Source organism: Tenuifilum thalassicum (genome assembly GCF_013265555.1).
In the GTDB taxonomy this organism is placed as follows: domain Bacteria; phylum Bacteroidota; class Bacteroidia; order Bacteroidales; family Tenuifilaceae; genus Tenuifilum; species Tenuifilum thalassicum.
On sequence record NZ_CP041345.1, the window covers coordinates 281,570 to 304,703 of the forward strand.

A 23,134-nucleotide genomic window follows, 5' to 3' on the forward strand; every position below is an offset into this window, starting at 1 on the left:
ACTATTGTGGCACAAATATGTAGGTTATACTGCCTTGTTGGTTTGATGTTGTTGTAGAGGCTGTAAATCTACTTGCCATTGCTGCGTGAATAGCGGCTTGGTTTATACATTCATCCACAACAGAGTTAGTTTTATCTATACTGGCATCTTTAACCCTACCATCAGGTGTTACAATTATATTTACAACTACCTGTCCACCATTTTCGCACTTGTACGAAGGAATGGGTAACCAAAGCGCTTTTCGACCTAACAAATAGTATGATGCAACTGTTGGCCCTTTGTATTGGCCCTCTTTGGTTTTCTGAACTGTTTTTTCTGGTGTATTTGGAATGTTTGCCTCTATGTCTTTTTGTGCTTGCTCATACAGCTCACGATTTTGCTTCATGCGTTCATATACCTCGTTTGCTTCCTTGTAAAGCTCTTCAGCATCAATGTTTTTCTCATCGCTAAGTTCTGAATTTAAGTCTTTTTGCGTTGCATCAACTGCAAAGTTTCTTATTGCTTCGGTCTCAAACTTTGAATCTATTGCATCGGGAGGAAGCGTTGGTTCCAACTTTTTCTCAACCACAACTTCTTCTTCAACCAGCTCTTCAAATTCCATTTCTATGGTTGAGCCGTAATACTCTTTTCTAGTTTCTATTTTTAGCACTAAAAAGGCAATAACTAATAGTAGGTGAAATACAATGGTGCTAAGTATTCCTACTTTATGCTGGTTAATATTTGAGGAAAAAAAACTATAAAGTTTATCAATAGCATTTTCTATTTTCTGAGCAAACGACATGTTTAACATTTTATTTCAGATATTACAAAGATAACTTCTTACCTGTAATTCTTATGATATCCAGCTGAAAATATCGATTCGTAAATTCAACAACATTGGTTACCAAAAACAATAAATCCTTTTTGCTATATTTGTAAACTTGGAAACTAATATTTCAACTCGTGGCTGAAAAGAAAAAATTTAAGCTATTTCGAAACTTAAGAAGTAAGTATAGGCTTAGTATCTTCAATGAGGAGACATTTGAGGAGGTTTGGCAATTTAGGTTATCAAGAATGAATGTTATTGTCTTCTTTGGAGGATTTAGCATTTTACTAGTAACATTAGTAATTATCCTAATTGCTTTCACACCATTAAGGGAGTTTATTCCTGGTTATCCTGATGCTAAAACCCGAAAAGGTTATGTAGATAATGCCCTCAAAGTAGATTCTCTTGAGCATGTTATAGCCCAGTGGCAGCTATATTACAACGATATTCATGTTCTATTAAATGGTGGAGAGCCCTTGACTGGTAAAGAAACAACTAGGGATACTGCAAAGAGGCCTAGCAAGTTGGACTTAACGCCATCAGAAGAGGACTCTTTACTTAGAGCCCAGATTGAAGCCGATGAGATGTTTTCGCTTTCTTCAAACTTGAATAGTCTCGATAATAGCAATACGCCTTTCTTTATTCCACCTGTCAAGGGTATAATTACAAATAGATATAATCCGCAGAACAATCACTATGGCGTTGATTTAGTTGCCTCACCCGACGAGGTTGTACTTGCCATTGCTAAGGGTGTTGTTGTTCTTTCAACCTGGTCGCTTGAAACGGGTTATACTTTGGCAATTCAACACGAGGGTGGATATTTATCGGTTTACAAGCATAACAGTAAGCTGCTTAAACGACAGGGAGAATTTGTAAATGCTGGCGATGTAATTGCCATTATTGGCAATTCTGGTGAGCTAACTACAGGACCACACCTTCACTTTGAACTTTGGCACAATGGTGCAACAATCGACCCAGCTAAATACATTAAATTTTAGGACTGAATATGAAGCGAATAGCCATTCTTGGTTCAACAGGTTCTATAGGTACGCAGGCGCTTGAGGTGGTTAGGGAACATGCCGATAAATTCTCGGTGGAGCTGCTTGTTGCTCAAAATAGCTGGGAATTGCTTGTGAAACAAGCAATAGAGTTTTCACCTAATTCTGTCGTAATTGGTAATCGAGACCATTACCAAAAGGTTTCAGATGCACTTTCGGGTTACGATATAAAGGTTTTCACAGGTAAGGAGTCAATTGAGGAATCCGTTGTTTCTTCCGAAATCGACATGGTGTTATCGGCAATGGTTGGTTTTGCTGGATTAAAACCAACTCTTAAGGCCATTGAGGTTGGGAAGGCAATAGCCCTTGCGAATAAGGAAACGCTTGTGGTTGCCGGTGAACTTGTTACGGAGGCAGCAATTAAAAACAAAGTCCCAATAATTCCGGTCGATTCTGAACACTCTGCAATATTTCAGTGCATAGTGGGTGAGCATAGCCCAATTGAGAAGGTAATTCTCACCGCTTCTGGCGGGCCTTTTCGTAATCATTCAATGGAGCAGCTAAGAAGCGTATCCAAAGCCGATGCTTTAAACCATCCAAACTGGTGCATGGGACAAAAAATAACAGTTGATTCAGCAAGCCTAATGAATAAGGGCCTTGAGGTGATAGAGGCTAAATGGCTCTTTGGATTGCAGCCCGAACAAATTGAGGTAGTAATTCATCCTCAATCAATTGTACATTCAATGGTTCAGTTTGTCGATGGTTCTATAAAGGCTCAAATGGGATTACCCGATATGAAGTTACCCATACAATACGCCTTTACTTTTCCTAATAGGGTTAATAGCAACTTCCCAAGGATGGATTTCTCATTACAGCACACATTAACCTTTGAAAAGCCCGATACCGAAAGGTTTCCAAGCCTTTCACTAGCCATTGAATCATTAAAAAAGGGTGGAAATATGCCTTGCGTTCTAAATGCTGCAAATGAGGTTGCTGTTGAAGCTTTCCTTAATGAGCAAATAGGCTTTATGGCTATCCCAAAAATAGTGGAAAAGCTTTTATCAACTATAAGTTACATTGAGCGGCCTACTTTAAATGATTACTTACAAACCGACTCCGAAACTCGCATAAAATCTTACGAATTAATTAAACATCATCAACTAATATGGAAATAATTGTTAAAGCTGGTCAATTCTTTTTGAGTTTATCGATTCTTGTTATACTCCACGAGTTGGGGCATTTTACCTTTGCTAAACTTTTCAAAACTCGTGTCGAAAAATTTTATCTTTTCTTTGACCCATGGTTCTCGCTATTTAAAATAAAACGCGGCGAAACTGAATATGGAGTAGGTTGGCTTCCTCTTGGAGGGTATGTTAAAATTTCGGGGATGATTGATGAGTCAATGGATAAGGAACAGCTAAAGCAACCTCCTCAGCCTTGGGAATTCCGTTCAAAACCTGCTTGGCAACGATTATTTATAATGATAGGTGGTGTTTTGGTTAATGTGGTTTTAGCATTGTTTATTTACAGCGCTGTTCTTTATACATGGGGCGAAGAGTATCTTCCAACCCGAAACGTAAAATATGGAGTAACCTGCGATTCGCTTGCCCTTAAATTAGGATTCAGAAATGGCGATAAGATTTTAACTGTTGGGGGCAATGAGGTAGAGAATTTCCAACTTATCGCCCATGATATACTGCTTAACGAAGACCGTAACGTAAAGGTTTTGAGGGGAAACGATACTGTAACCATTAGTATCTCGGAAGTTTACGTTTCTCAGCTGATTAAAAATCCAATTATCTTTTATCCTCGATTCCCATTCATTGTTGATGAAATTAAAAAAGGTGAACCTGCCGAGAAAGCTGGATTAGTGAAAGGCGATAAGCTAGTTGCCATTAATGGCAGACCCGCTGTTTTTTTTGATGAGTTTAAGGATTCTTTAGCTAGGTATAAAGGGAAGAAACTTGACCTAACAGTAGAGAGAAATGGCCAGCCAGTTGATGTAGTTGTTAATGTTCCTGAAACAGGTGTGGTAGGAGTCTACCCTTTGACTGATATTTCAAATTTCTTTGAACTAAGCCATAATGAGTACACCTTAGTGCAGGCTATTCCTGCAGGGATAAAAAAGGGTGTAAGTACAATTAAAAGCTATCTTAAACAGCTTAAGCTTATATTTACCCCAAAGACAAAAGCTTACGAATCGGTAGGAGGGTTTATAACAATTGGTAAGATCTTCCCTGCAACTTGGGATTGGCAGTCGTTCTGGAATCTAACCGCGTTTCTTTCTATTATTCTTGCTATAATGAATATTTTACCTATACCAGCTTTGGATGGAGGCCATGTGATGTTTCTTGTATATGAAATTATTACTGGACGCAAACCTGGCGATAAGTTTTTGGAGTACGCTCAAATGGTTGGTATGTTAATACTTTTGGCTTTACTACTTTATGCAAATATCAACGATATTGTCAAACTTTTTGGTTAAAGTTTAGCCTATGATACTACTATTTACAGGTTGGAGCGAATTGTTGCTGATTGCCATAGTTATTCTCATAATTTTTGGTGCAACTAAAATTCCCCTTTTCATGCGAAATTTGGGGAAGGGGATTGGTGAGTTTAAAAAAGGTATAAAAGAAGCAGAGGACGAAAAGAATGAAAATGAGAAGTAAAGGTACTATGGTTTTTATTAGGTATTGTTTTTTTTCTTTTATTTCTGTCTTGTTTTTTACTAATGGACTTTCGGCAACACCAGCTTATACTAGAGCAAATATAATTATTAGAACTATCAATAGTATTGATAGGTTACCTATTTTTCATCTAAAAAACAAACCCGACACTGTTGTAAACAATAAACCCGATCTCTACTACGAATGCAAGCTAGCCGACATAGGAAAGAATTCCCCTATCGATTTTGATTATAACTCCTATGTTAAGCGGTATATCGATATTTTCACAATAGAGAGAAGGGCTCAGGTGGCAAAAATGATTGGTTTATCGGAGTACTATTTCCCTCTTTTTGAAGAGATATTATCTAAATATCAGCTTCCACTAGAGCTCAAGTATCTTGCAGTTGTTGAGTCGGCTCTTAACCCTCTTGCTGTGTCAACATCTGGGGCTGTGGGTTTGTGGCAGTTTAAAATAAATACTGCTAAAATGTTCGACCTAAAGGTGACCAATTTTGTTGATGAACGAATGGACCCCATAAAATCTACTGAAGCTGCTGCTCAATATCTTCAATACCTATTCCGTACATTCAACGACTGGCACCTTGCATTGGCTGCATATAATGTAGGACCAGGTGCAGTAAGGAACGCAATAGAGAGGGCTAATGGTGAAAGGAGCTTTTGGAAGTTATATCCCCAATTGCCCGAATCGGCTCAAAACTATGTTCCAGCCTTTATTGCAATTGCCTATGTATTTCAAAACTACCAGGACCATGGTCTTATACCTTCGAGCCTTGTTCCATCGCTTAGTAGTGTCGATACTATAGAAGTTAAAAAGCCACTTGACCTAAGGTTAACAAGTGAAGAGCTAGGTATTGATATTGAGCTCATTCGTTTTCTTAATCCAACTTACAGGTACGATTATGTCCCAGAGAGCGATTCCCCTCAGATTATTCTTCTGCCTAAGGATAAGATTGGTCTTTTTATACGTAAATCGAAGCAGCTATACCTTAACACATCTAAGCCTAAGGGTAAAATGCCTGTTGGCTCAAAGAATGGAAGCTATCAGACAGCATATACCGTTCGAAATGGCGACACATTACACAAGTTAGCCATTCACTTCGGATGTACGTTAGATGATATATATCGTTGGAACCCAGGTATTGATAGCGTTATTAATGTTGGGCAAACCCTAATTTTTTGGGTTGACGATTCAGTCTCAAATTAGATGAATAATGCAATATTAATACTGTTCTGTCGTTTTTTTAATATTGCTGTTTTTAGTCAAAAAAATGTAAACACTAAATTATTATACCCATGAAAACTAGAATATTGGTAGTAATCTTAGCCATTCTTACTATAGGTACCTCTTGCAAGAAGGGTAGCAAGGGTGAACGAACACTATTGCCTAATGTGACTGGAAATGCTGGCGAGCTAGTAGTTATCCTGCCAAAAAACCTTCATAAAGATTCAGTGGGGTTGGCATATAAGGAAATACTAACCCAAGATGTTCCCTTTTTACCACAAAGTGAACCTCTTTTTGATTTAATTATGATTCCACCCGAGGCCTTTACTGATATTTTTAAGTCACATCGTAACATTATTTTTAACGAAGTAAAGAAAAGCGCAAAAAAAACAGAAATGTCACTTAAACGTGACGTTTGGGCTGCTCCTCAAACAATACTTTACGTCTCTGGCCCAAGCTACAAATCGATTAAGGATTATATTGAAAAAGAGCGAGAAACCATAGTCACTTTATTTGAGCAGGCTGAACGCGATAGGGTGGTTCAAAATGCTATTAAGTATGAACAGAAATCGATTCGTGAAAAGATATCGAAAAAGTATAATGTTTCAATGCGCTTCCCTAAAGGTTACAGGCTTAATTTCGATCACGATACTATTGCTTGGATCTCTTTTGAAACTCCTTTAACCAGTCAGGGTATAATCCTTTATACTTTCCCTTATACCGATAAAAATACCTTTACGGTTGACTATCTCTTGAAAAAGAGAAATGAGTTTGTTAAAACCATAGAAGGTCCATCAAAGGGCTCGTATATGATTACAAGCGAAGTGATTAAGCCTGAGCTAACCGAGATGATGTATAAAAATAGGTATTATGCTGTAATGAGAGGTTTTTGGGATGTCTACAAACATCCAATGGGCGGACCTTTTATTAGCCATATTACTTTAGATGAGGAGCGGCAAAGAGTTATTGTGGCTGAAGCTTATGTTTATGCACCCTCAAAGAAAAAAAGAAACTATTTAAGACAGGTAGAGGCTTTACTATATACTCTTGAAATTATAAAACCTTAGCATTGTTGCATAAAAAAACTGTCTCAAAAACACCAAATAAGTTAGCCTTAAAAGGCCTAGTGTTTTTGAGACAGTTTTGCTTTTAATGAACTATTTTACCGTCTTATCTACAAGATCATCAACAAACATTTTTATTGAGCGAGAATCGGTTGCACCGTAGAAATCGTAAAAGTACTCTATTAGATACTTTTTAATATCATCTTTTCCCATTTTTTGTTTAACTAGGATTGGGATAATTGTCATAAACTCGTTAATAAGGGTTTCCTCATCAACAAATGAAAGATCAAATTTTGTGATTTCTTCACTTGTTCTAGTATTTCGTTCATACAGGTAAACCGCAACTGAAGGGATTTCGTTTTGGGTTATTGTACCGGCTTTGGTATTAACCAGTTTCTCGCGATCAATTAATATGTTGTTGTTTATGTAGCCTAACTTTTTAGAAACAGGATTGTTGTTAACCCTATAATAGAAAACAAGGAATTTATTTTCGTCAATAGGATAATTATTTGGGTCAATAGGAACAGATACTTTATCGCCAATAATAGTAAACTTATCATTTCCAAAATACGTTCTTAGATCAGAAACGATAGTTTCATCAGGACGATACCTTTCTGTCATTAAGCTACGGCGCTTTGTAGGTATAGCAATATCCTTAACATAGGCCGAAAGCTGAATAGTTTCAGGAGCAGGTGGTTCGTGTAGTTTAATCATATACCTACCCATGTTTTGGCTAATGGATATAACATACGAGTCGAATGTATCAAATTTCACCTTGTCGGTAGGCTGAAGAACATCGCCTGCTTTTAGCTCTGTACCTGTTTTTTCTATGGTTACTTTACCTTTAATCCTGGTGACAATGTATGAGTCTTGCGCACGCAAACTAGCCGATGATACTACTAGAATGGCAATAACTAGTTTAACAATTGTTTTCATGGCTTTATTCTTTTTTCTAATTCTATTCAAATTATATACCAAAGTTAATCTTTAATTCTAAACTATTTCTTTTTTAATGAGCTATTCTTATTACGTTTAGGGTTACTCACCAATTCATAAGAATGATCAATCCATTCCAAAAGTAAATCATCGGATATTGAGCCGTCAATAATTACAGTGTTCCAATGCTTTTTGTTCATGTGGTATCCAGGAATTACAGAGGAGTATCTCTCTCTAAGCTCTATTGCAAGTTCTGGGTCGCATTTAAGATTAATACTTAGTTCACCTTTTAGGTTTGCAAGCGCAAAAATTTTCCCCTTAACCTTAAAAACAAGGGTATCCTCTCCAAATGGGAAGCCCTCAGTTACATCTGGTTTTGAAATGCAGTAATCTCTGAGAATTTCAATGTTCATAATATTTAGCGTTATAGAGTTGGATAAAATGCATCTTCAATATGTTCAATTTGTGGTTTTGTACCAGGTTTAAGTATGATGGAAACAATATCGAAACGTACCTCGTTGTTTAAGTTGTAACGTCTCATGTATTCATCGGCAGCAAGTATAATAAGTTTTTGTTTTTTCCTTTTAACCGATTCTTTAGGTTCTTCCCAATATTGAGTACTTCTGGTTTTAACTTCAACCACTACAATGATATCATTTTGCTTTGCTACTAAATCGAGCTCTTTATGACCAAATCGCCAGTTCCTGTGTAAAATTTTATAACCTTTTGCGGATAAATAGCTTGCAGCAATATCCTCGCCTTTTGTCCCAATTTCATTATTTTGGCTTATCTTTTTCATCATTTTTTGTGAAACCTTTTAATTAAAAAATCGATATAAATATGGAGTTTCAATAAAAGAGATTTGCGTCAGCTGATTTTTATAATAGTATTCACTCTTTTTTACAGCTCTGAAACCTATTCAAATATAGGTGATTTTCAGGGTAAAATCAAGATTTTAAAGGAAGGTATCTACGATACATTAACTGTTGAGATTTTTATAAAAGACAAATTTATTAGAGTTGATGAATATAAAAAAGACAAGAAACCTGTTCGTTCGTTTATTGCAAATACCAGTTCTGGAAACATTTATTTAGTTTCTTATCAGCATAAGATGTACTCGCTTGTTAAGGTAAACCCATCATCGTCAAATAACGATGTAGAAATTATTAAATCGGAGAATTTTATAGAGGTTAATGGGAAAAAGTGTTACCAATGGCGGGTTAAGGATAAGGCTAGCCAGACTGTAACTACATATTGGGTTGCAAAAATCGAATACAACTTTGAACCCAAACTTTTTAGAATTCTTGCCAATGCTGGAAGCGCAATTGACGAATTTGTAAAGATGCCCCAAACGCCTAATATTATTCCTTTAAAAGTGGTAGACCGTACTCGATTCAGAAAGTTAAGGAGTAATCTCCAAATTATTGAAATTAGTTCGATGAAACTCTCAGAAAGTTTATTTAAAATCCCGAATGGCTTTAGCGAGCTTATATCTGGTTAAAGGGTATTTGTAAATGATATTTTAACTTCCTTTTCGTCAACAACAAGATTAACGTTTCTTCCAAGAATAAGGGGTAGGTTGGGTTCTGAGTGGCCTGCAGGAAATCCAAAGCAAACAGGAATGTTGTACTCCTTAACAGCGCTGTAGATAATTTCATAGGCATTGGAGCCAAATGGAATTTCATTGTCTTTCATATCGGTGAAGTGACCAATAATTAATCCGGTTATAGATTTAAGCTTACCAGAGCGCTTAAGTTGCATTACCATTCTATCGATGTGATATAAGTACTCATCAACATCTTCAATAAAGAGAATTCTACCATTGTATGACATGTCGCTTGTAGTTCCACATAGCGATGAGAGCATGGATAAGTTACCACCAATAAGCATTCCGTTTGCCCTACCAGGAAGATTTAGTGGGTGATTTGGTAATGTGTAGGATAGTGGCTCTCCAGTAAGCACTTTAACCAATGCAAGTGTTGATTCATTACCACTAATTGATTCTGGGAAGTTAATTGGCATAGTTGCGTGTAACGATTCAATGCCAAACCAGCCATTAATTAAACTATGCAATACGGTTATATCGCTATAACCAATTATCCATTTAGGATTTTGCTGTAATTTTCTAAGGTTAAGTAGGTCTAAAATTCGAACGGTCCCATATCCTCCCCTAGCACAAAGAATCGCTTTAACCGATGGGTCTTCAATCATCTCCATTAAATCTTGAGCTCTTTCTCCATCGGTGCCAGCAAATTGGTAATGGCGGGAGTAAAGGTGAGGTGCCGTTTTTACAAGATATCCCTGGTTGGTTAAAAAACGAATTGCAGGTTGCAGCATTTCCCTACTAACAAATCGAGCTGGTGCAACTATACCTATAGTATCGCCTGGCTGTAAATATGGTGGGGTGATATTTTCCATTCATTAAAACAATTAGGACCTTAAAGTTAGAAAAATTTCATTTACAGCTGAACTAAATTTCTCAATTGAAAAAATATTTGAAAGATTTGGAAATTTATTAATGAGAAATTTTCTTGAAAAAGATAATCCAGACACTTTTGTTTTTTTACTAAATTGCAAAAAAAAGTTATTGCCATGAGACTATTTAAACTTTTCATTGTTAGCTTTTTCTTGGTTTTATCCAACTACAATTCAGCGCAGAATAGACCCCCACAAAATGTTAGAAGGGTAGTAGTAACCAGCAAATATCTTGTGGAGAATGGAAGGCGTACTTCAAAAAGCAGAGCAGTAAAGCAGGATATTAAGGACTCGTTGGATAGAATCCACACAATTATTTATCGTGATTTTGAAACACAAGCCATTGTTCGGCATATATGGCATACTTTCTCAGGAAAGCAAATTGTTAGAACCGATGAATTTGCGGATGGTAAACTATTTAGGTTTAGGATTTTTACTTACAATACTGATTCTTTGCTTGCAAAACAGGATGTTTATATGGTTAAACCTGGCGATACCGCTTTTTATGTTTCACTCAACTATACATATAAAGATAGAAATCCTATTAAGATTGAAGCATTTAACAGCAAAGGAAAGCGTGCATATAAAGTACGATCAACCTACGATTCTCATGGCACAGAGTTGGTCAGAAAGGTTAAAACTTATAAGAATTACATACCTGTTGACTCAATAATAAACTTAACATGTACTCCAACCTACGATTCCCTAGGTAGAAAGGTGAATGAGCAAATTAGTAAAACATTTGCAGATGGAAGTAAGTTTGAGAGAGAGTATAAATATGAGTATAACAAGAAGGGTTTGCTTTCTGCCATTGAGGAGTATGCACCAGATAAAAGATTGATTCTACGAAAAACCCTAGAATACAATAGTAAAGGAATTCTAAAATTCATTTCTATTTATAATTCTGATGAGGTGTTAGTTGATTTTTATGCGTTAAGGTATGAGCTATACCCAACAGCCGATAGAATTAGGAATAGAATAATAGAGTATTAAAATTTAGCCACAGGTTTGTTTAGTGTAAAGCTAAAAGTAGTTCCTTTTTTAGGAGTACTTTTTACTGTAATTATTTGCTTGTGTCCCTCAATTATATGTTTTACTATTGCTAATCCTAAGCCTGTTCCTCCCTGTTCCCTAGAACGGCTCTTGTCTACCCGGTAAAATCGTTCAAAAATTCGAGGGACATCTTTTGATGGAATACCAATGCCATTATCGTTTACATCAACTTGAATTCTATTTCCGATATCAGAAATTGATACAGCAGTTACTCCTCCATCAATTCCGTAATTAATTGAGTTGATAATTAGATTGTAGAGTACTTGTTGGATTCTTTTTTTATCGGCATATACCCATTGCAACTTATCTGGAACATCTTTGATTCTTAAGGCTATGCTTCTTTTTTTAGCACGCTCCTCTAATGAATCAAATGTTTCCTTAACTAACTCTACTATGTTGAACCTCTCAAGGTTTAGTTGTAGTTCACCTGCCTCAAGTTTACTTATTAGTTCTAAATCTTCAACAATCCCAATAAGTCGATTAATGCTCTTTTCAGTTCTTTCCAGGTACTTACGATTGACAGTTGGGTCTTCGAGTCCGCCATCAAGAAGGGTAAGTACATAACCCTGAATATTAAATATGGGAGTTTTTAGTTCATGCGATACATTACCAAGAAACTCTTTCCTGTAACGCTCCATCTGCTTTAACCGGTCAATCTCTTCTGTTTTTGACTCGGCCCAAACTTTAATATCATTTTCAAGTTTTTCTAAAAGATGATTGTGGTCTAGCTCATCAATTAAGTCGTAATCTTTCTCACTTACATAAAGCGCTTTAAAGAGCGGTTTTATTCTTTTGATAACAAATAGATTGATAAAAAGTAGGCTGCTTAAGAACGAAGCGGTAAATACAAAAAGCGTAAAAGCAAGAGTAGTTAAAAAAAGGTTTTCATTTGAACTTTTTAATAGATAGAAAGCAAACCCTGCCAGAATGCTAATAACAGTAGCTAATAAAACCGACAGGGTTCGTGGTGTTTTAAAAAGATTAATATTGGGCATATGTTGCTATTTACCAATTAACCGGTTTAGTTGCCCCGATTCCATATACTGCTTAAGGATTCTTGTGATATACTTACCTACGATATCAAATTCAAGATTTACAACTGTACCCTTCTTTATTTCATGAAAGTTGGTATGCTCATATGTGAAAGGAATAATGGCAACCTGGAATGAGTTTTCGCGAGAATTAACTACAGTTAAACTAACACCATTTACTGCAATAGAACCTTTTTCAACAGTAATATTTCCCTTTGTTGGGTCGTATTCAAATGTATAGTACCAGCTCCCGTCGGCTTCGGTAACATCAGTGCAAACAGCTGTTTGGTCTACATGGCCTTGAACCATATGCCCATCAAGTAAACTGTCTATTTTCATGCTTCGCTCAACATTTACCTTGTCGCCAACCTTTAAGCTGCCAAGATTCGATTTCTCAAGGGTTTCTTTAATGGCAGTAACGGTATAGGTATTGTCATCTTTCTTAACTACTGTAAGGCAAACACCATTGTGAGCGATGCTCTGGTCTATCTTTAAATCTTTAACAAATGAGCAGGTGAGTGTAATATGCAAATTTTCTTTTTCACGCTCAAGTGCTACAACCTTTGCAGGTTCCTCTACAATTCCTGAAAACATAGTTTTTAATTTTTGGTTTCTACGCAAAGATAATCAATATTAAACTTTTCTTGCTTGAAAGGAGTTTTCGTTTTCTGCTTTATACAATACCATATTTCATCACATTAAGCTAAAGTGTTGTTGATAAACAATAAAATAAATACCTTTACATGAGTAAATTAAACGCCATGGACGAGCTAGTAAGATTAAGGCATGAGTTACATCGCAATCCAGAACTATCAGGAAATGAAAGAGCTACAGCTAAACGTTTAAGGTTCTTTTTAAGCCGTTACCAGCCTCATGAACTTTATTCCGATGTGGCAGGACATGGCATGGCTGTGGTATATCGTGGTAAAGAACCTGGGCCAACTGTTTTGTTTCGTTGCGACATGGACGCACTTCCTATTAATGAACAGTCAGGAGTGCCCTATTCATCAAATACACCAAATGTTTCCCATACTTGTGGACACGATGGGCATATGGCTATTGTTTCGGGGTTAGCAGTTCGTTTATTCAATAATCCGTTATCAAAGGGGAAGGTGATATTATTATATCAGCCTTCGGAGGAGAATGGAACTGGTGCCAAAGCAAGTATTGAAAAGTTAAGAGAGCTTGACCTATTCCCCGATTACGCCATTGCAATTCATAATATGCCAAAATATAAGCTAGGAAGTGTAATACTAGGACGATATACTTTTACTGCTGCTTCAAAAGGTTTAATTATTAAATTACAAGGTAGGAATTCCCATGCCGCCTTTCCTGAGTTAGGGTTAAATCCTGCAGGTGCTACTGCTGAAATAATTCAACACCTGCTTTCGTTATCATCCACCAATATATTTAAGGACTTTGTCCTTGTCACCCTGATTCATGTAAAGGTGGGTGATGTGGCTTTTGGGACCTCGCCAGGCTCTGCTGTAATAATGGCAACCCTTAGAGCTTTTGATGATTCCGATATGGAAAAATTATCAGATGCAGCTATAGATAATGCTGTTAAAATAGCACTTAAACATGGCCTAGCCATTGAAACCAATTTTACCGACGATTTCCCAGCATCGGTTTGTAATCCTGAACTGACCCATACGGTAGAGTTATTAGCTCGTAAAAACAATAGAGAAGTAATTTATTTGGAGGAGCCAAATCGTTGGAGCGAAGATTTTGCAAACTTTACAAGCGTGTGTCCTTCTATTATTTTTGGATTGGGTTCGGGAGAGAATCAGCCAGATATTCATACCCCAAACTTCGATTTCCCTGATGAGTTAATTGTAGATGGTGTAGATTTGCTTGAATCACTTGTACGCGAATTGACTGCTTAGGTCGCAACTTTCTTCCTTTTTCTTTGACTCACAAGGAAAACTCCAGTAAAGACTAAAATTGCAGCCATAAGTTTTCTAAGGTCTAAGGTGTCAACACCAAACATAACAGCTATAAAAGCAGCAATTACTGGTTGGGAATAAATATATATGCTTACCGTGCTTGTGTGTACATGTTGTAATCCCCATCCGTTTAGCAGATATGCAAGAAATGTAGGGCCAAGCAGAACAAAAGCAATTGAAGCAAAAATCTCTATAGGGATTGTATTCCATGAGGTGTTAAGCAGGTCGGAGAAACCAAAAGGCGTTATTGATAGAAGTCCTACAGTAAATACACCTTTCATTACTGTCACGGGTCGATACTTTAGCGTTAAAGGTTTTACAACCACAAGGTAGAAAGCATAGCTTAGCGTGTTGAGGAAAAGCATTGCATTCCCTAGTAGATGTTTATCGGATATTGAAACCGAACCATTACCAAGAATGAGGAGTAAAGCCCCTGATGCACCTATAATAAGCCCAATGATTTTTTTTGTTGTTATGGGTTCCGATAGCAAAAAATATGCTATTAGAATTACCATTGCAGGATTTAAAGTCGAAATAATTGAGGATTCAATTGGAGTGCTAAAATTCAAGCCATTAAGGAATAATAACTGATTAAAAGTGATACCAAAAAGCCCTGCTGCAATAAGTCTTAAATAATCTTTTTTTTCAATACTTTCAGTATTCTTTCCAAAGCTTGCAATGGCCCAGAATAGAAAAGACGATGCAATAACTCTTAGCAATGTAAATCCCAGTGGGCTTAAATAATTTGGCATTACACCTTTGGCAACTGAATAGTTAATGCCAAACATTAAGTTTGCAACAAATAGTGCAAGATGAGCCTTGGCCTGTTTACTTTTTAAATTCATTACTTATTAAGCAGCAAATCTAGGATTAGACTACAATATTCAAATTAGATTTAGGTAAAAATTGACATCCAAATATACTTTTTTAACTTCAGTTAACCGTTTGGTAAGCATCAAGAATATAAATTTGTTAGAATAATTACAAGCTAAATGCACAAGCAAAAGGCTGAGATATCGGAAAACCCTGCCAAAAGGCTGAAGCCTGCTTATGCTATTATTCCCGTTATATTAGGCTTAGGTGTAACCGGTTACCTTCTGTATAATGAGTTTAACCCAAGCGCATTTGATGCAATTAATTTTACTTGGTTATCGGTATTTTGGCTGTTGGTTGCTGCCATTTTGATGATTGGTCGCGATATTGGTTATTCTTTAAGATTGATGGTTTTAAGTGAGGGTAAATTCCGATTTTGGAAAGCACTAAGGGTGATTATGCTTTGGGAGTTTACATCTGCTATAACACCTTCGGCAATTGGCGGAACTAGTGTGGCAATTATTTATGTTAACAAAGAGGGGTTAAACCTGGGTAATAGTTCAGCATTAGTAATGATTACCTCGTTTTTGGATGAGATTTATTTTGTGGCAATGTTCCCCCTACTAATACTTTTTGCAGGCTATCATAATCTTTTTGAAATTAGCTCAGTTCCTGGCGCTGCCAAAGAGCTTATTACATTTAGCATTGTGGGATACTCTCTAAAGTTTCTTTGGGTACTCGCTTTAATTTATGGGCTTTTCTTTAACCCACGTGGTTTGAAATGGCTGATTCTGTTGATATTTAAGCTTCCCATTCTAAGGCGATGGAAACATGGTGCCAACAGAGCTGGAACCGATATAATAAGTAGTTCAAAAGTATATAGGAATAAGCCATTATCGTTCTGGGTTAAAGCATTCTTATTCACGTTTTTGTCATGGTCGTCAAGGTTTTTTGTTGTTAACGCTATATTGATGGCCTTTTTTGGAGTAGGAAATAACTTACTCATTTTTGCCCGCCAGCTAGTTATGTGGATTATGATGCTTGTTAGCCCTACACCAGGTGGAAGCGGTTTCGCTGAGTTTGTTTTTACACGTTATTTATCAGAGTTTATTCCAGTTGATGCTTCGTTGTTAGTTTCTGTTGCTGTTGCAATGGCTTTTTTATGGCGTCTCATTAGCTATTATCCTTACCTAGTTGTTGGGAGCTTTATTTTTCCACGCTGGATTAATCGACACTTTGTTAGAAAAACCTAATTTTAGCTAGGGCTATTTCAACTTTCATCAATTTGTTTTGTTTAGTGTAAAACAAAATGTAAGATGAGGTATTTCTATATTACAGGGACTAGTTCTGGGATTGGATTTGAACTAGCAAATATCATATTGAAAGATGAAAACTCTTTTGTTGTTGGCTATGCCAGACGAAATAATATTGAGCACAAAAGGTACATGCATATAAAGGCTGATTTTTCATCATCTATCGAATCAAGAAAGGTTGAAATCCCATTCTTTGAAAATGCAGAACAAGTTGTATTAACAAACAATGCAGGCATTTTAGGCGATGTTAATCCAGTGGGAGAAATTGATAACGAGGTGTTAGAAGCAACTTTTGTAGTGAATGCCATTACGCCAGCCATTCTATCGAATCGAATATTGTCAATCTATAAGGGAAGACCAGTGGGTATAACTATTGTAAATATTAGTTCTGGTGCTGCTCGTCATGCTGTGGAATCGTGGGCTGGATATTGCGCATCAAAGGCAGCTCTCGATATGTTCTCGCTGGTTCTAGATGCCGAGCAGAATAGTAGCGGGAATGGGAAAGTAAAAGTTCTCTCAATTGCACCAGGGGTAGTTGATACTGCAATGCAGGATGAAGTAAGAAAAGTAGAAAAATCGAGATTTCCTCAGGCAGAAAGGTTTCATAAATACAAGCGTGAGGGTATTTTATCGAGTGCTAGCGACGTTGCAAAAAAAATCGTTGAGCTGATAGATAATCCGCCCAACGATCCTATTATTGATTTACGACTGATTTAATCGTTCATTTCTTTTATGTAACGAATTAACGATTCAAAAATAAGACGTCCATCGGTATTACCAAGCTCATCATCCGAAGCTCGCTCTGGATGGGGCATCATTCCAAAAACATTGTGCCTCTCATTGCAAACTCCTGCAATGTTTTCAACAGAACCATTTGGATTAGCACTTTCTGAAACAACTCCATTCTCATCGGAATAACGGAATAAGATCTGTCCATTTATTCGCATTTTGGCTAAGGTTTCTTTATCGGCATAGTAACGTCCTTCGCCATGAGCTATTGGAATTTTTAGAGCTCTCTCCCTAGGCAGATATTTGGTAAGAGCTGTTTCCTTACTATCTGGAACAAGGTAAATATTCTTGCAGATGAACTTTTGGTTAGTATTGTGAAGCAAGGCGCCAGGGAGTAATCCACTTTCACAAAGTATTTGAAAACCGTTGCAAATGCCAAAAACATACCCACCGTTATTTGCAAAATCAATAACTTTGCTCATAATTGGTGAAAACTTAGCTAAGGCACCTGAACGTAAGTAATCGCCATAAGAAAATCCCCCAGGAAGAATTATTACATCGATATTAGGATCAAAGTCGGTTTCTTTATGCCATAACGTTACAACTTCCTGTTCTAGGATTTCTTTTATCACATAAACAGTATCCTGATCGCAGTTAGACCCTGGAAAAACTACAACTCCAAACTTCATGATGTAAATTTTATTTGGCCAAAGATAGCTTTAAAAAACATAACCAACAAAATGCTTCTGATGCTCTTTTTTATTAAATTTGAAAACAAATTATTACAATGAGAAAGAATTTATTTAAATTGGTTTTAACAGTTATTGCTTTTGCATTTGCATTTTTTATTCTATTTCTAATTTACAGTACGATAACCTTTTATAAACCAAAAGATAAGGAGGTCCTATTATCGTTGCATAGCTCCGACACACTTGATGTTAACGTAAACTACTCTGTTTTAAGTTGGAACATTGGGTATGCAGGTTTAGGTGATAATATGGATTTTTTCTACGATGGCGGGAAAAAGGTTAGGGATAGCAAAGAGAGAACTCTACAAAATTTTGACTCGATACAATCATTCTTAAAAAAGGCAGATGCTAACTTTCTAATGTTGCAAGAGGTTGATATTTTTTCAAGACGCTCATACGGAACAAATCAGTTAGTACTGCTTTCGCAATCATTAAAAAAATACACATACTTTGCTCACAACTATAAAGTATCTTTTGTTCCTATTCCCCTCAAAAGCCCAATGGGGGTAGTAAATTCAGGCATTGTAACCTTATCGGATTTTATTCCACAAAGAGTTGTTCGTTACCAGCTACCTGGACTTCTACCATGGCCAAAGCGTATTTTTAGCTTACGCCGATGCATTCTAGTTTGCCGTTACCCTGTAAAGGGAGGAAATGAGCTGGTGCTAATAAATATTCATAATTCTGCTTACGAAGGTAGCACGCTTAACAATGAGGAGTTGAACTTTATTAAGCAATTTGCAATAACAGAGTACCAAAAGGGAAACTTTGTACTCGCAGGAGGCGACTGGAACCAAACTCCTCCAGGTTTATCCCTTGATAAATTTGGGGAAAGCTATGAAATAGAAAATTTTAGCGTTAGACCTATCCCTAATAAACTTATGCCTACTAATTGGATTTGGGGGTATGATTCATCAAAACCTACTAACAGGTTTTTAGATAAACCATTATCGGATAATACTAGAAAAGTAATACTCGATTTTTTTCTTATTTCTCCTAATGTTGAATTGGTAGAGGAAAAAACAATCGACTTACATTTCAAAAGTTCCGATCATAATCCAATTATTTTGAAGTTTAAGCTTAAACCTAACCAAAATTAATTCTTGAATATGTTTTTTAGTTTTAGTCAAAGCAAATGCAAACTTTACCTACATGAAGTTGTATTGTTAAGAAAAAAAAATCTATATTTAGCTTTTAAGATTAATGATACTTTATTCAGCACAATAAACTAATATCGTTGCAACGTATGCAGGTGTCGGATCAAGATTTACAATACTTCGTAAATACAGTTAAAAGTGTTTCTAGGTATAACTTTTCAGAGTATTCTGAGAAGTCGTTAAAGCGACGCCTGCAAAAAATCCTTGAGGATTATAACCTTGATTTAACCAGTTTACTAGCAAATTTAAAATTTAACAAAGATTTTTTAGAAAAGATTGTCAAAGAAATAACTGTAAACACCACAGAACTTTTTCGCGATCCACCAGTATGGCATTTGCTTCGATCAAGAATCATCCCTCGTTTTAAGAACAATAAAACTATCAACATCTGGCATGCAGGTTGCTCCACAGGGCAGGAAGTGTACTCTATGATGATTCTCTTGAATGAGATGGGAATGCTTGATAGGGCTAAAATCTTTGCCACCGATTTAAATACTGATGTGCTAGAGGTTGCCAAGCAGGGTGTTTATAAGTATAGGTTTAATCTGGGTTACTTGGATAATTTCGACAAGGTAATTAAACAAAACCCATTAAACTTCGAAGAGTACAACGATGTTCCTTATGAAAAGTATTTCGACATAGATAAATCGAAAGATACCATCACCATGAAAAAGTTTCTTACAGAGAAGCCTATCTTTAGAAAGCACGACTTGGTGGTTGATGGTAATTTATTCTTTGCAAAGTTCGATTTAATCCTTTGCAGGAATGTTATTATTTACTTTAACTACTCGCTCCAAAACAAAGTTTTTGAGCTGTTTTACAACAATTTGTATCCCAAAGGGATTCTTTTGTTAGGAATGCATGAAACTATACTTGGGCCTTGGGCAACCCGTTTCGAAAGATTAGGACAAGCCTATATTAAAAAGTAAAGAACAATGAAGGTATTTGCAAACTTAAAACTTGCGCAAAAAATTCAGCTTACCATAATTCCTTTAATGGTAGTTCTTTTTATTATTGCTGGGTTATCTGTTAATTACCTAGCAACTAAAAGAACCCTCAATAATGCAATAAAAGATGCTAATATTTATCTTGATAAACTCATTGAAATAGCAAGTATTATTGATAATAAAACTGGGAATGGTCTCTCCTCTAATGATTTGTTTGAGCTAAAACCTTACTTTTCAAAAGCAGCTTACTTTCAAACAGATTATCCTGCAATTATTTCTCGGAATGGCGAGTATTTGCTACATATCACAAATCAGGGCGGTAGGTTACCAGTGAATGTTATAAAACAAATAAAATCAAGTAAAAGCAAGGAGGGGAGTGTCACTTTCTATGACCTGTCGACTACTAATTCTAAAAAGAAAATATTAGTTTATAAGTATTATAAACCATTTAACGCTTATTTTGCCATTGCCATTAACCCAGATGAAGTAGTGGGTCAGGTAAAGTCAAATAGGCTACTAATGTTTTTACTTTTATTAATTGCCTCAGCATTAACAACTGTTGTTGTAATTAGGATACTTAAACCCACAACAAAACAGCTTAATAAACTAGTAGCTCGCTTGAATATGTTATCGGAAGGAGACTTACCTCCTAAGATTGAGATAAATGAAAAGAATGAAATAGGTACATTATCAAGTTCACTGAATAAGCTAATTGATGGGTTAAGAAATACTACCGAGTTTGCAAGGCATATTGAACAGGATAAGCTTGACTATGAATTTAAACCGCTAAGCAATAAAGATCAGCTAGGCCATGCATTGTTGCAAATGCGCGAAAGCCTTAAAAAGGCTAAAATAGAAGATGAAAAACGTAAAATACAAGATGAAAACAGGAGCTGGTTTAATGCTGGGCTAGCTAAATTTGGTGATATACTTCGTCAGAATAACAACAACCTATCCAACCTTGCCGATAGTGTAATACAAAATCTTGTGACGTATTTAGATGCAAATCAAGGTGGAATTTTTATGCTTCGCGAAAATGATTCGGAGAAACATCTTGATTTATTATCGTCCTTTGCTTATAACAGAAAGAAGTTTATTCAAAAAACTATTCACCTAGGTGAAGGCTTAGTGGGTACCTGTGCTGTTGAACGACAAACGATTTACCTAAAAGAGATACCCGAAAATTATATTACTATAACCTCAGGATTAGGAGAGGCAACACCCCGATCGTTACTTATTGTTCCGTTGAAGCTTGAAGATGAAATATTTGGTGTTATTGAGCTTGCATCGTTTAACGAGTTTACAGACTTACAAATAGAGTTTGTCGAGAAAGTGAGCGAGAGTATAGCGTCTACGTTAAACTCTGTAAGAAATAGTATTCGAACTCAGGAACTGTTGGAGCAATCGCAGCAGCAGAGAGAAGAAATGGCTGCCCAAGAAGAAGAGATGCGACAAAATATGGAAGAGATGCAGGCCACTCAAGAAGAGATGCAGCGTAAGAACCTTGAACTTGAGATAATAAATTCTGCGATTAACCAATCATTAGTATCCTGTTCACTCAATGAGGATGGTGTTATCTTAGGGGCAAACATCATTTTCCAAGATATGTTAGGTTACGATGCCCAGCTTTTAGAAGGGACAATGTTTGAAAACCTAATTGATGAGAACGAGCGACCAGAGTTTCAAAAACTTTGGCAATCTGTTCTTAATGGTAATTCAATTAACACTACCCTGCACTTATTTGGGAAGAATAATATTGAACGGTATATCCTGGCCACCATTTCTCCTGGCTTTGACTCCATGGGAATTCTAATTAAGATTCTTCTTATTGGCCACGATATTACTGAAACCAAGAAACTTGAACTGATGACCCAAAAGCAGGCAAAAGAAATTGAGAAGAATATACTCCAAATCAAGAAAGAACAGGAAATATCTGCGCTGCGTCAAAAAGAGACAGAAACTCTATTGAAAGCATTGGACCAGAACTGCTTGGTTACTATTATTGAACCCGATGGGCTTATTTCTTATATCAATAATAAGAATGTTGAGGTTTTAGGTGATAAGAAAGAGGTTATTGAAAACAGGTATCTTCAGGATATTGACTACACAGCCAAACATAAACCTAAGGAATTTAAGAGATTCTGGAGCGCTCTCCTAAAAGGTCAAAAACAAACGCGTGAATTTTCGCTTAAGGTTGGTGATACTGTTCGGTGGGTTCAGGAAAACTATACTCCAATAATTGACCAGAATGGTAACCTGTATAAGATTATCAATATTGGACTTGATATTACCGAAAGCAAACAAAAAGAGGAGGAATTGAACAAAGCTATTGAACTTTTAAAGAAGCAGATAAAGAATAAGTAGGATATGCAAATTAGGTACGAAATAGGGATTGTTGACACTCGTAATGTTATTAAAACATTGCTTGATGAATATGGTTTAGATTTTCGTGATTATGCTCTTACTTCATTTAAACGCAGACTTGAGCATATTATTTCATTATACGCCCTTCGTGATGGAGAGGGATTAATAGCTAAGTTAAAGAATAACAAAGAGTTTATTGATGAATTTCTTTACCATATTTATCCAGAAACATCAGAAATGTTTAGGGATCCTTCGTTTTGGAGAGCTTTACGTGATGAGATTATTCCGGAATTATTAAAGGGTAGTCCTACTAAACCAAGAATTTGGATCGCAGCCTTTGATTCTGGTGAAGAACTGTACTCCCTAGCTATTACACTCCATGAATTAAACTTGCTAGATAAGGTGAATATTTATTGCAACATTCTATCTGAAAAAAATATAGTTAGGATTACGTCGGGTCAGCTCGACCCCAAAGATATGGAGATTAATGAGGCAAATTACATGAGGTTTAACGATAAAGGTAAATACTCAAACTATTATCAAGCTGAAGGAGGCAATATTAAGTTTAATGTTGAGTTGATTAAAGATGTTAAGTTTGTCAAACAAAATTCACTAATCGAAGAGAACCCTGGAGCAACAAAGCTGATTATTTTCAGAAACCAAGCAATTTACTATAACCAGACATTAACCGATAAAATTATTGAGAGGTTCTCAAATAGTTTGGTTCCTGGAGGCTTTTTGGCAGTAGGAGTAAAAGAAACATTGAATAATAGTAGTTTAAGCAATAAATTTACTTTATTCAACGAGTCAGAACGAATTTACAAGCGTAAAAGTGTATAAAACTT

General features: G+C 36.2%; 24 protein-coding genes. 15 read left to right on the forward strand and 9 right to left on the reverse strand.

Features of this window, described 5'->3' with window-relative positions; all coding sequences use genetic code 11:
- Position 1: 1 nt before the first annotated feature.
- Complete coding sequence (locus FHG85_RS01185) at positions 2–781, reverse strand: energy transducer TonB family protein (RefSeq protein ID WP_173072454.1); 780 nt, start codon at positions 779–781, stop codon at positions 2–4.
- Between the two features lie 161 nt (positions 782–942).
- On the opposite strand from FHG85_RS01185, the gene FHG85_RS01190 reads away from it, so the two are divergent.
- The 6 genes from FHG85_RS01190 to FHG85_RS01215 all read left to right on the forward strand — a co-directional run bounded on the left by FHG85_RS01190 (position 943) and on the right by FHG85_RS01215 (position 6,779).
- On the forward strand, positions 943–1,803 hold the full coding sequence (locus tag FHG85_RS01190) for a M23 family metallopeptidase (protein ID WP_220429218.1): 861 nt from the start codon (positions 943–945) through the stop codon (positions 1,801–1,803).
- An 8-nt stretch (positions 1,804–1,811) separates the two neighbouring features.
- The gene (locus FHG85_RS01195) at positions 1,812–2,978 is read left to right on the forward strand and encodes a 1-deoxy-D-xylulose-5-phosphate reductoisomerase (RefSeq protein WP_173072455.1); all 1,167 of its coding nucleotides are present in this window, start codon (positions 1,812–1,814) and stop codon (positions 2,976–2,978) included.
- Positions 2,969–4,288, forward strand: a complete 1,320-nt coding sequence (gene rseP, locus FHG85_RS01200; protein ID WP_173072456.1) for an RIP metalloprotease RseP — start codon at positions 2,969–2,971, stop codon at positions 4,286–4,288. Before FHG85_RS01195 ends, rseP begins: the two co-directional genes overlap by 10 nt.
- A gap of 10 nt (positions 4,289–4,298) precedes the next feature.
- A complete protein-coding gene (gene tatA, locus FHG85_RS01205; protein ID WP_173072457.1) occupies positions 4,299–4,472 on the forward strand; it encodes a twin-arginine translocase TatA/TatE family subunit in 174 nt (57 codons plus the stop codon).
- Positions 4,462–5,694 (forward strand): lytic transglycosylase domain-containing protein, encoded by a 1,233-nt coding sequence (locus FHG85_RS01210; protein WP_173072458.1) that lies wholly within the window; start codon positions 4,462–4,464, stop codon positions 5,692–5,694. The genes tatA and FHG85_RS01210 overlap by 11 nt, the downstream gene beginning before the upstream one ends.
- Before the next feature lie 89 nt (positions 5,695–5,783).
- Positions 5,784–6,779: a DUF4837 family protein gene (locus FHG85_RS01215; RefSeq protein ID WP_173072459.1), complete on the forward strand. Its 996-nt coding sequence runs from the start codon at positions 5,784–5,786 to the stop codon at positions 6,777–6,779.
- A gap of 90 nt (positions 6,780–6,869) precedes the next feature.
- Here the strand turns inward: FHG85_RS01215 and FHG85_RS01220 are convergent, their stop codons facing one another.
- From FHG85_RS01220 to FHG85_RS01230, 3 genes are all read right to left on the reverse strand, one after another.
- Entirely contained in the window at positions 6,870–7,712 is an 843-nt protein-coding gene (locus FHG85_RS01220; protein ID WP_173072460.1) for a hypothetical protein, read from the reverse strand.
- Positions 7,713–7,774: 62 nt separating this feature from the next.
- Positions 7,775–8,125 (reverse strand): MmcQ/YjbR family DNA-binding protein, encoded by a 351-nt coding sequence (locus tag FHG85_RS01225; protein ID WP_173072461.1) that lies wholly within the window; start codon positions 8,123–8,125, stop codon positions 7,775–7,777.
- A gap of 11 nt (positions 8,126–8,136) precedes the next feature.
- Positions 8,137–8,514 carry a YraN family protein gene (locus FHG85_RS01230; RefSeq protein ID WP_246249243.1) on the reverse strand — a complete coding sequence of 126 codons (378 nt, stop codon included), beginning with the start codon at positions 8,512–8,514 and terminating at the stop codon, positions 8,137–8,139.
- 60 nt (positions 8,515–8,574) lie between these two features.
- Here FHG85_RS01230 and FHG85_RS01235 point away from each other — a divergent pair, with 60 nt between their 5' ends.
- Complete coding sequence (locus tag FHG85_RS01235; RefSeq protein WP_173072462.1) at positions 8,575–9,213, forward strand: DUF4412 domain-containing protein; 639 nt, start codon at positions 8,575–8,577, stop codon at positions 9,211–9,213.
- Here FHG85_RS01235 and FHG85_RS01240 read toward each other — a convergent pair.
- Entirely contained in the window at positions 9,210–10,130 is a 921-nt protein-coding gene (locus FHG85_RS01240) for a S66 peptidase family protein (RefSeq protein ID WP_173072463.1), read from the reverse strand. The genes FHG85_RS01235 and FHG85_RS01240 overlap by 4 nt on opposite strands.
- A gap of 174 nt (positions 10,131–10,304) precedes the next feature.
- On the opposite strand from FHG85_RS01240, the gene FHG85_RS01245 reads away from it, so the two are divergent.
- On the forward strand, positions 10,305–11,180 hold the full coding sequence (locus tag FHG85_RS01245) for a hypothetical protein (protein WP_173072464.1): 876 nt from the start codon (positions 10,305–10,307) through the stop codon (positions 11,178–11,180).
- On the opposite strand, the gene FHG85_RS01250 is transcribed toward FHG85_RS01245, so the two are convergent.
- Both FHG85_RS01250 and FHG85_RS01255 read right to left on the reverse strand, forming a co-directional pair.
- Positions 11,177–12,235, reverse strand: a complete 1,059-nt coding sequence (locus FHG85_RS01250; RefSeq protein WP_173072465.1) for a sensor histidine kinase — start codon at positions 12,233–12,235, stop codon at positions 11,177–11,179. The genes FHG85_RS01245 and FHG85_RS01250 overlap by 4 nt on opposite strands.
- 6 nt (positions 12,236–12,241) lie before the next feature.
- Complete coding sequence (locus FHG85_RS01255) at positions 12,242–12,865, reverse strand: riboflavin synthase (protein ID WP_173072466.1); 624 nt, start codon at positions 12,863–12,865, stop codon at positions 12,242–12,244.
- Positions 12,866–13,014: 149 nt separating this feature from the next.
- Here FHG85_RS01255 and FHG85_RS01260 point away from each other — a divergent pair, with 149 nt between their 5' ends.
- Positions 13,015–14,157, forward strand: a complete 1,143-nt coding sequence (locus FHG85_RS01260) for an amidohydrolase (protein WP_173072467.1) — start codon at positions 13,015–13,017, stop codon at positions 14,155–14,157.
- Here FHG85_RS01260 and FHG85_RS01265 read toward each other — a convergent pair.
- Positions 14,154–15,062 (reverse strand): DMT family transporter, encoded by a 909-nt coding sequence (locus FHG85_RS01265; protein WP_173072468.1) that lies wholly within the window; start codon positions 15,060–15,062, stop codon positions 14,154–14,156. The genes FHG85_RS01260 and FHG85_RS01265 overlap by 4 nt on opposite strands.
- A gap of 147 nt (positions 15,063–15,209) precedes the next feature.
- Between FHG85_RS01265 and FHG85_RS01270 the strand changes: the two genes are divergently transcribed.
- Both FHG85_RS01270 and FHG85_RS01275 read left to right on the forward strand, forming a co-directional pair.
- Complete coding sequence (locus FHG85_RS01270; protein WP_173072469.1) at positions 15,210–16,283, forward strand: lysylphosphatidylglycerol synthase transmembrane domain-containing protein; 1,074 nt, start codon at positions 15,210–15,212, stop codon at positions 16,281–16,283.
- Between the two features lie 63 nt (positions 16,284–16,346).
- Positions 16,347–17,060: an SDR family NAD(P)-dependent oxidoreductase gene (locus FHG85_RS01275; RefSeq protein WP_173072470.1), complete on the forward strand. Its 714-nt coding sequence runs from the start codon at positions 16,347–16,349 to the stop codon at positions 17,058–17,060.
- Here FHG85_RS01275 and purQ read toward each other — a convergent pair.
- Positions 17,057–17,761: a phosphoribosylformylglycinamidine synthase subunit PurQ gene (gene purQ, locus FHG85_RS01280; RefSeq protein ID WP_173072471.1), complete on the reverse strand. Its 705-nt coding sequence runs from the start codon at positions 17,759–17,761 to the stop codon at positions 17,057–17,059. The genes FHG85_RS01275 and purQ overlap by 4 nt on opposite strands.
- Before the next feature lie 98 nt (positions 17,762–17,859).
- On the opposite strand from purQ, the gene FHG85_RS01285 reads away from it, so the two are divergent.
- The 4 genes from FHG85_RS01285 (at position 17,860) to FHG85_RS01300 (ending at position 23,129) form a co-directional block, all read left to right on the forward strand.
- On the forward strand, positions 17,860–18,921 hold the full coding sequence (locus tag FHG85_RS01285) for an endonuclease/exonuclease/phosphatase family protein (RefSeq protein WP_173072472.1): 1,062 nt from the start codon (positions 17,860–17,862) through the stop codon (positions 18,919–18,921).
- Between the two features lie 146 nt (positions 18,922–19,067).
- Positions 19,068–19,907 (forward strand): CheR family methyltransferase, encoded by an 840-nt coding sequence (locus FHG85_RS01290; protein WP_246249313.1) that lies wholly within the window; start codon positions 19,068–19,070, stop codon positions 19,905–19,907.
- A gap of 6 nt (positions 19,908–19,913) precedes the next feature.
- Positions 19,914–22,289, forward strand: a complete 2,376-nt coding sequence (locus tag FHG85_RS01295; RefSeq protein WP_173072474.1) for a PAS domain-containing protein — start codon at positions 19,914–19,916, stop codon at positions 22,287–22,289.
- Positions 22,290–22,292: 3 nt separating this feature from the next.
- On the forward strand, positions 22,293–23,129 hold the full coding sequence (locus FHG85_RS01300; RefSeq protein ID WP_173072475.1) for a CheR family methyltransferase: 837 nt from the start codon (positions 22,293–22,295) through the stop codon (positions 23,127–23,129).
- Positions 23,130–23,134: the final 5 nt, after the last annotated feature.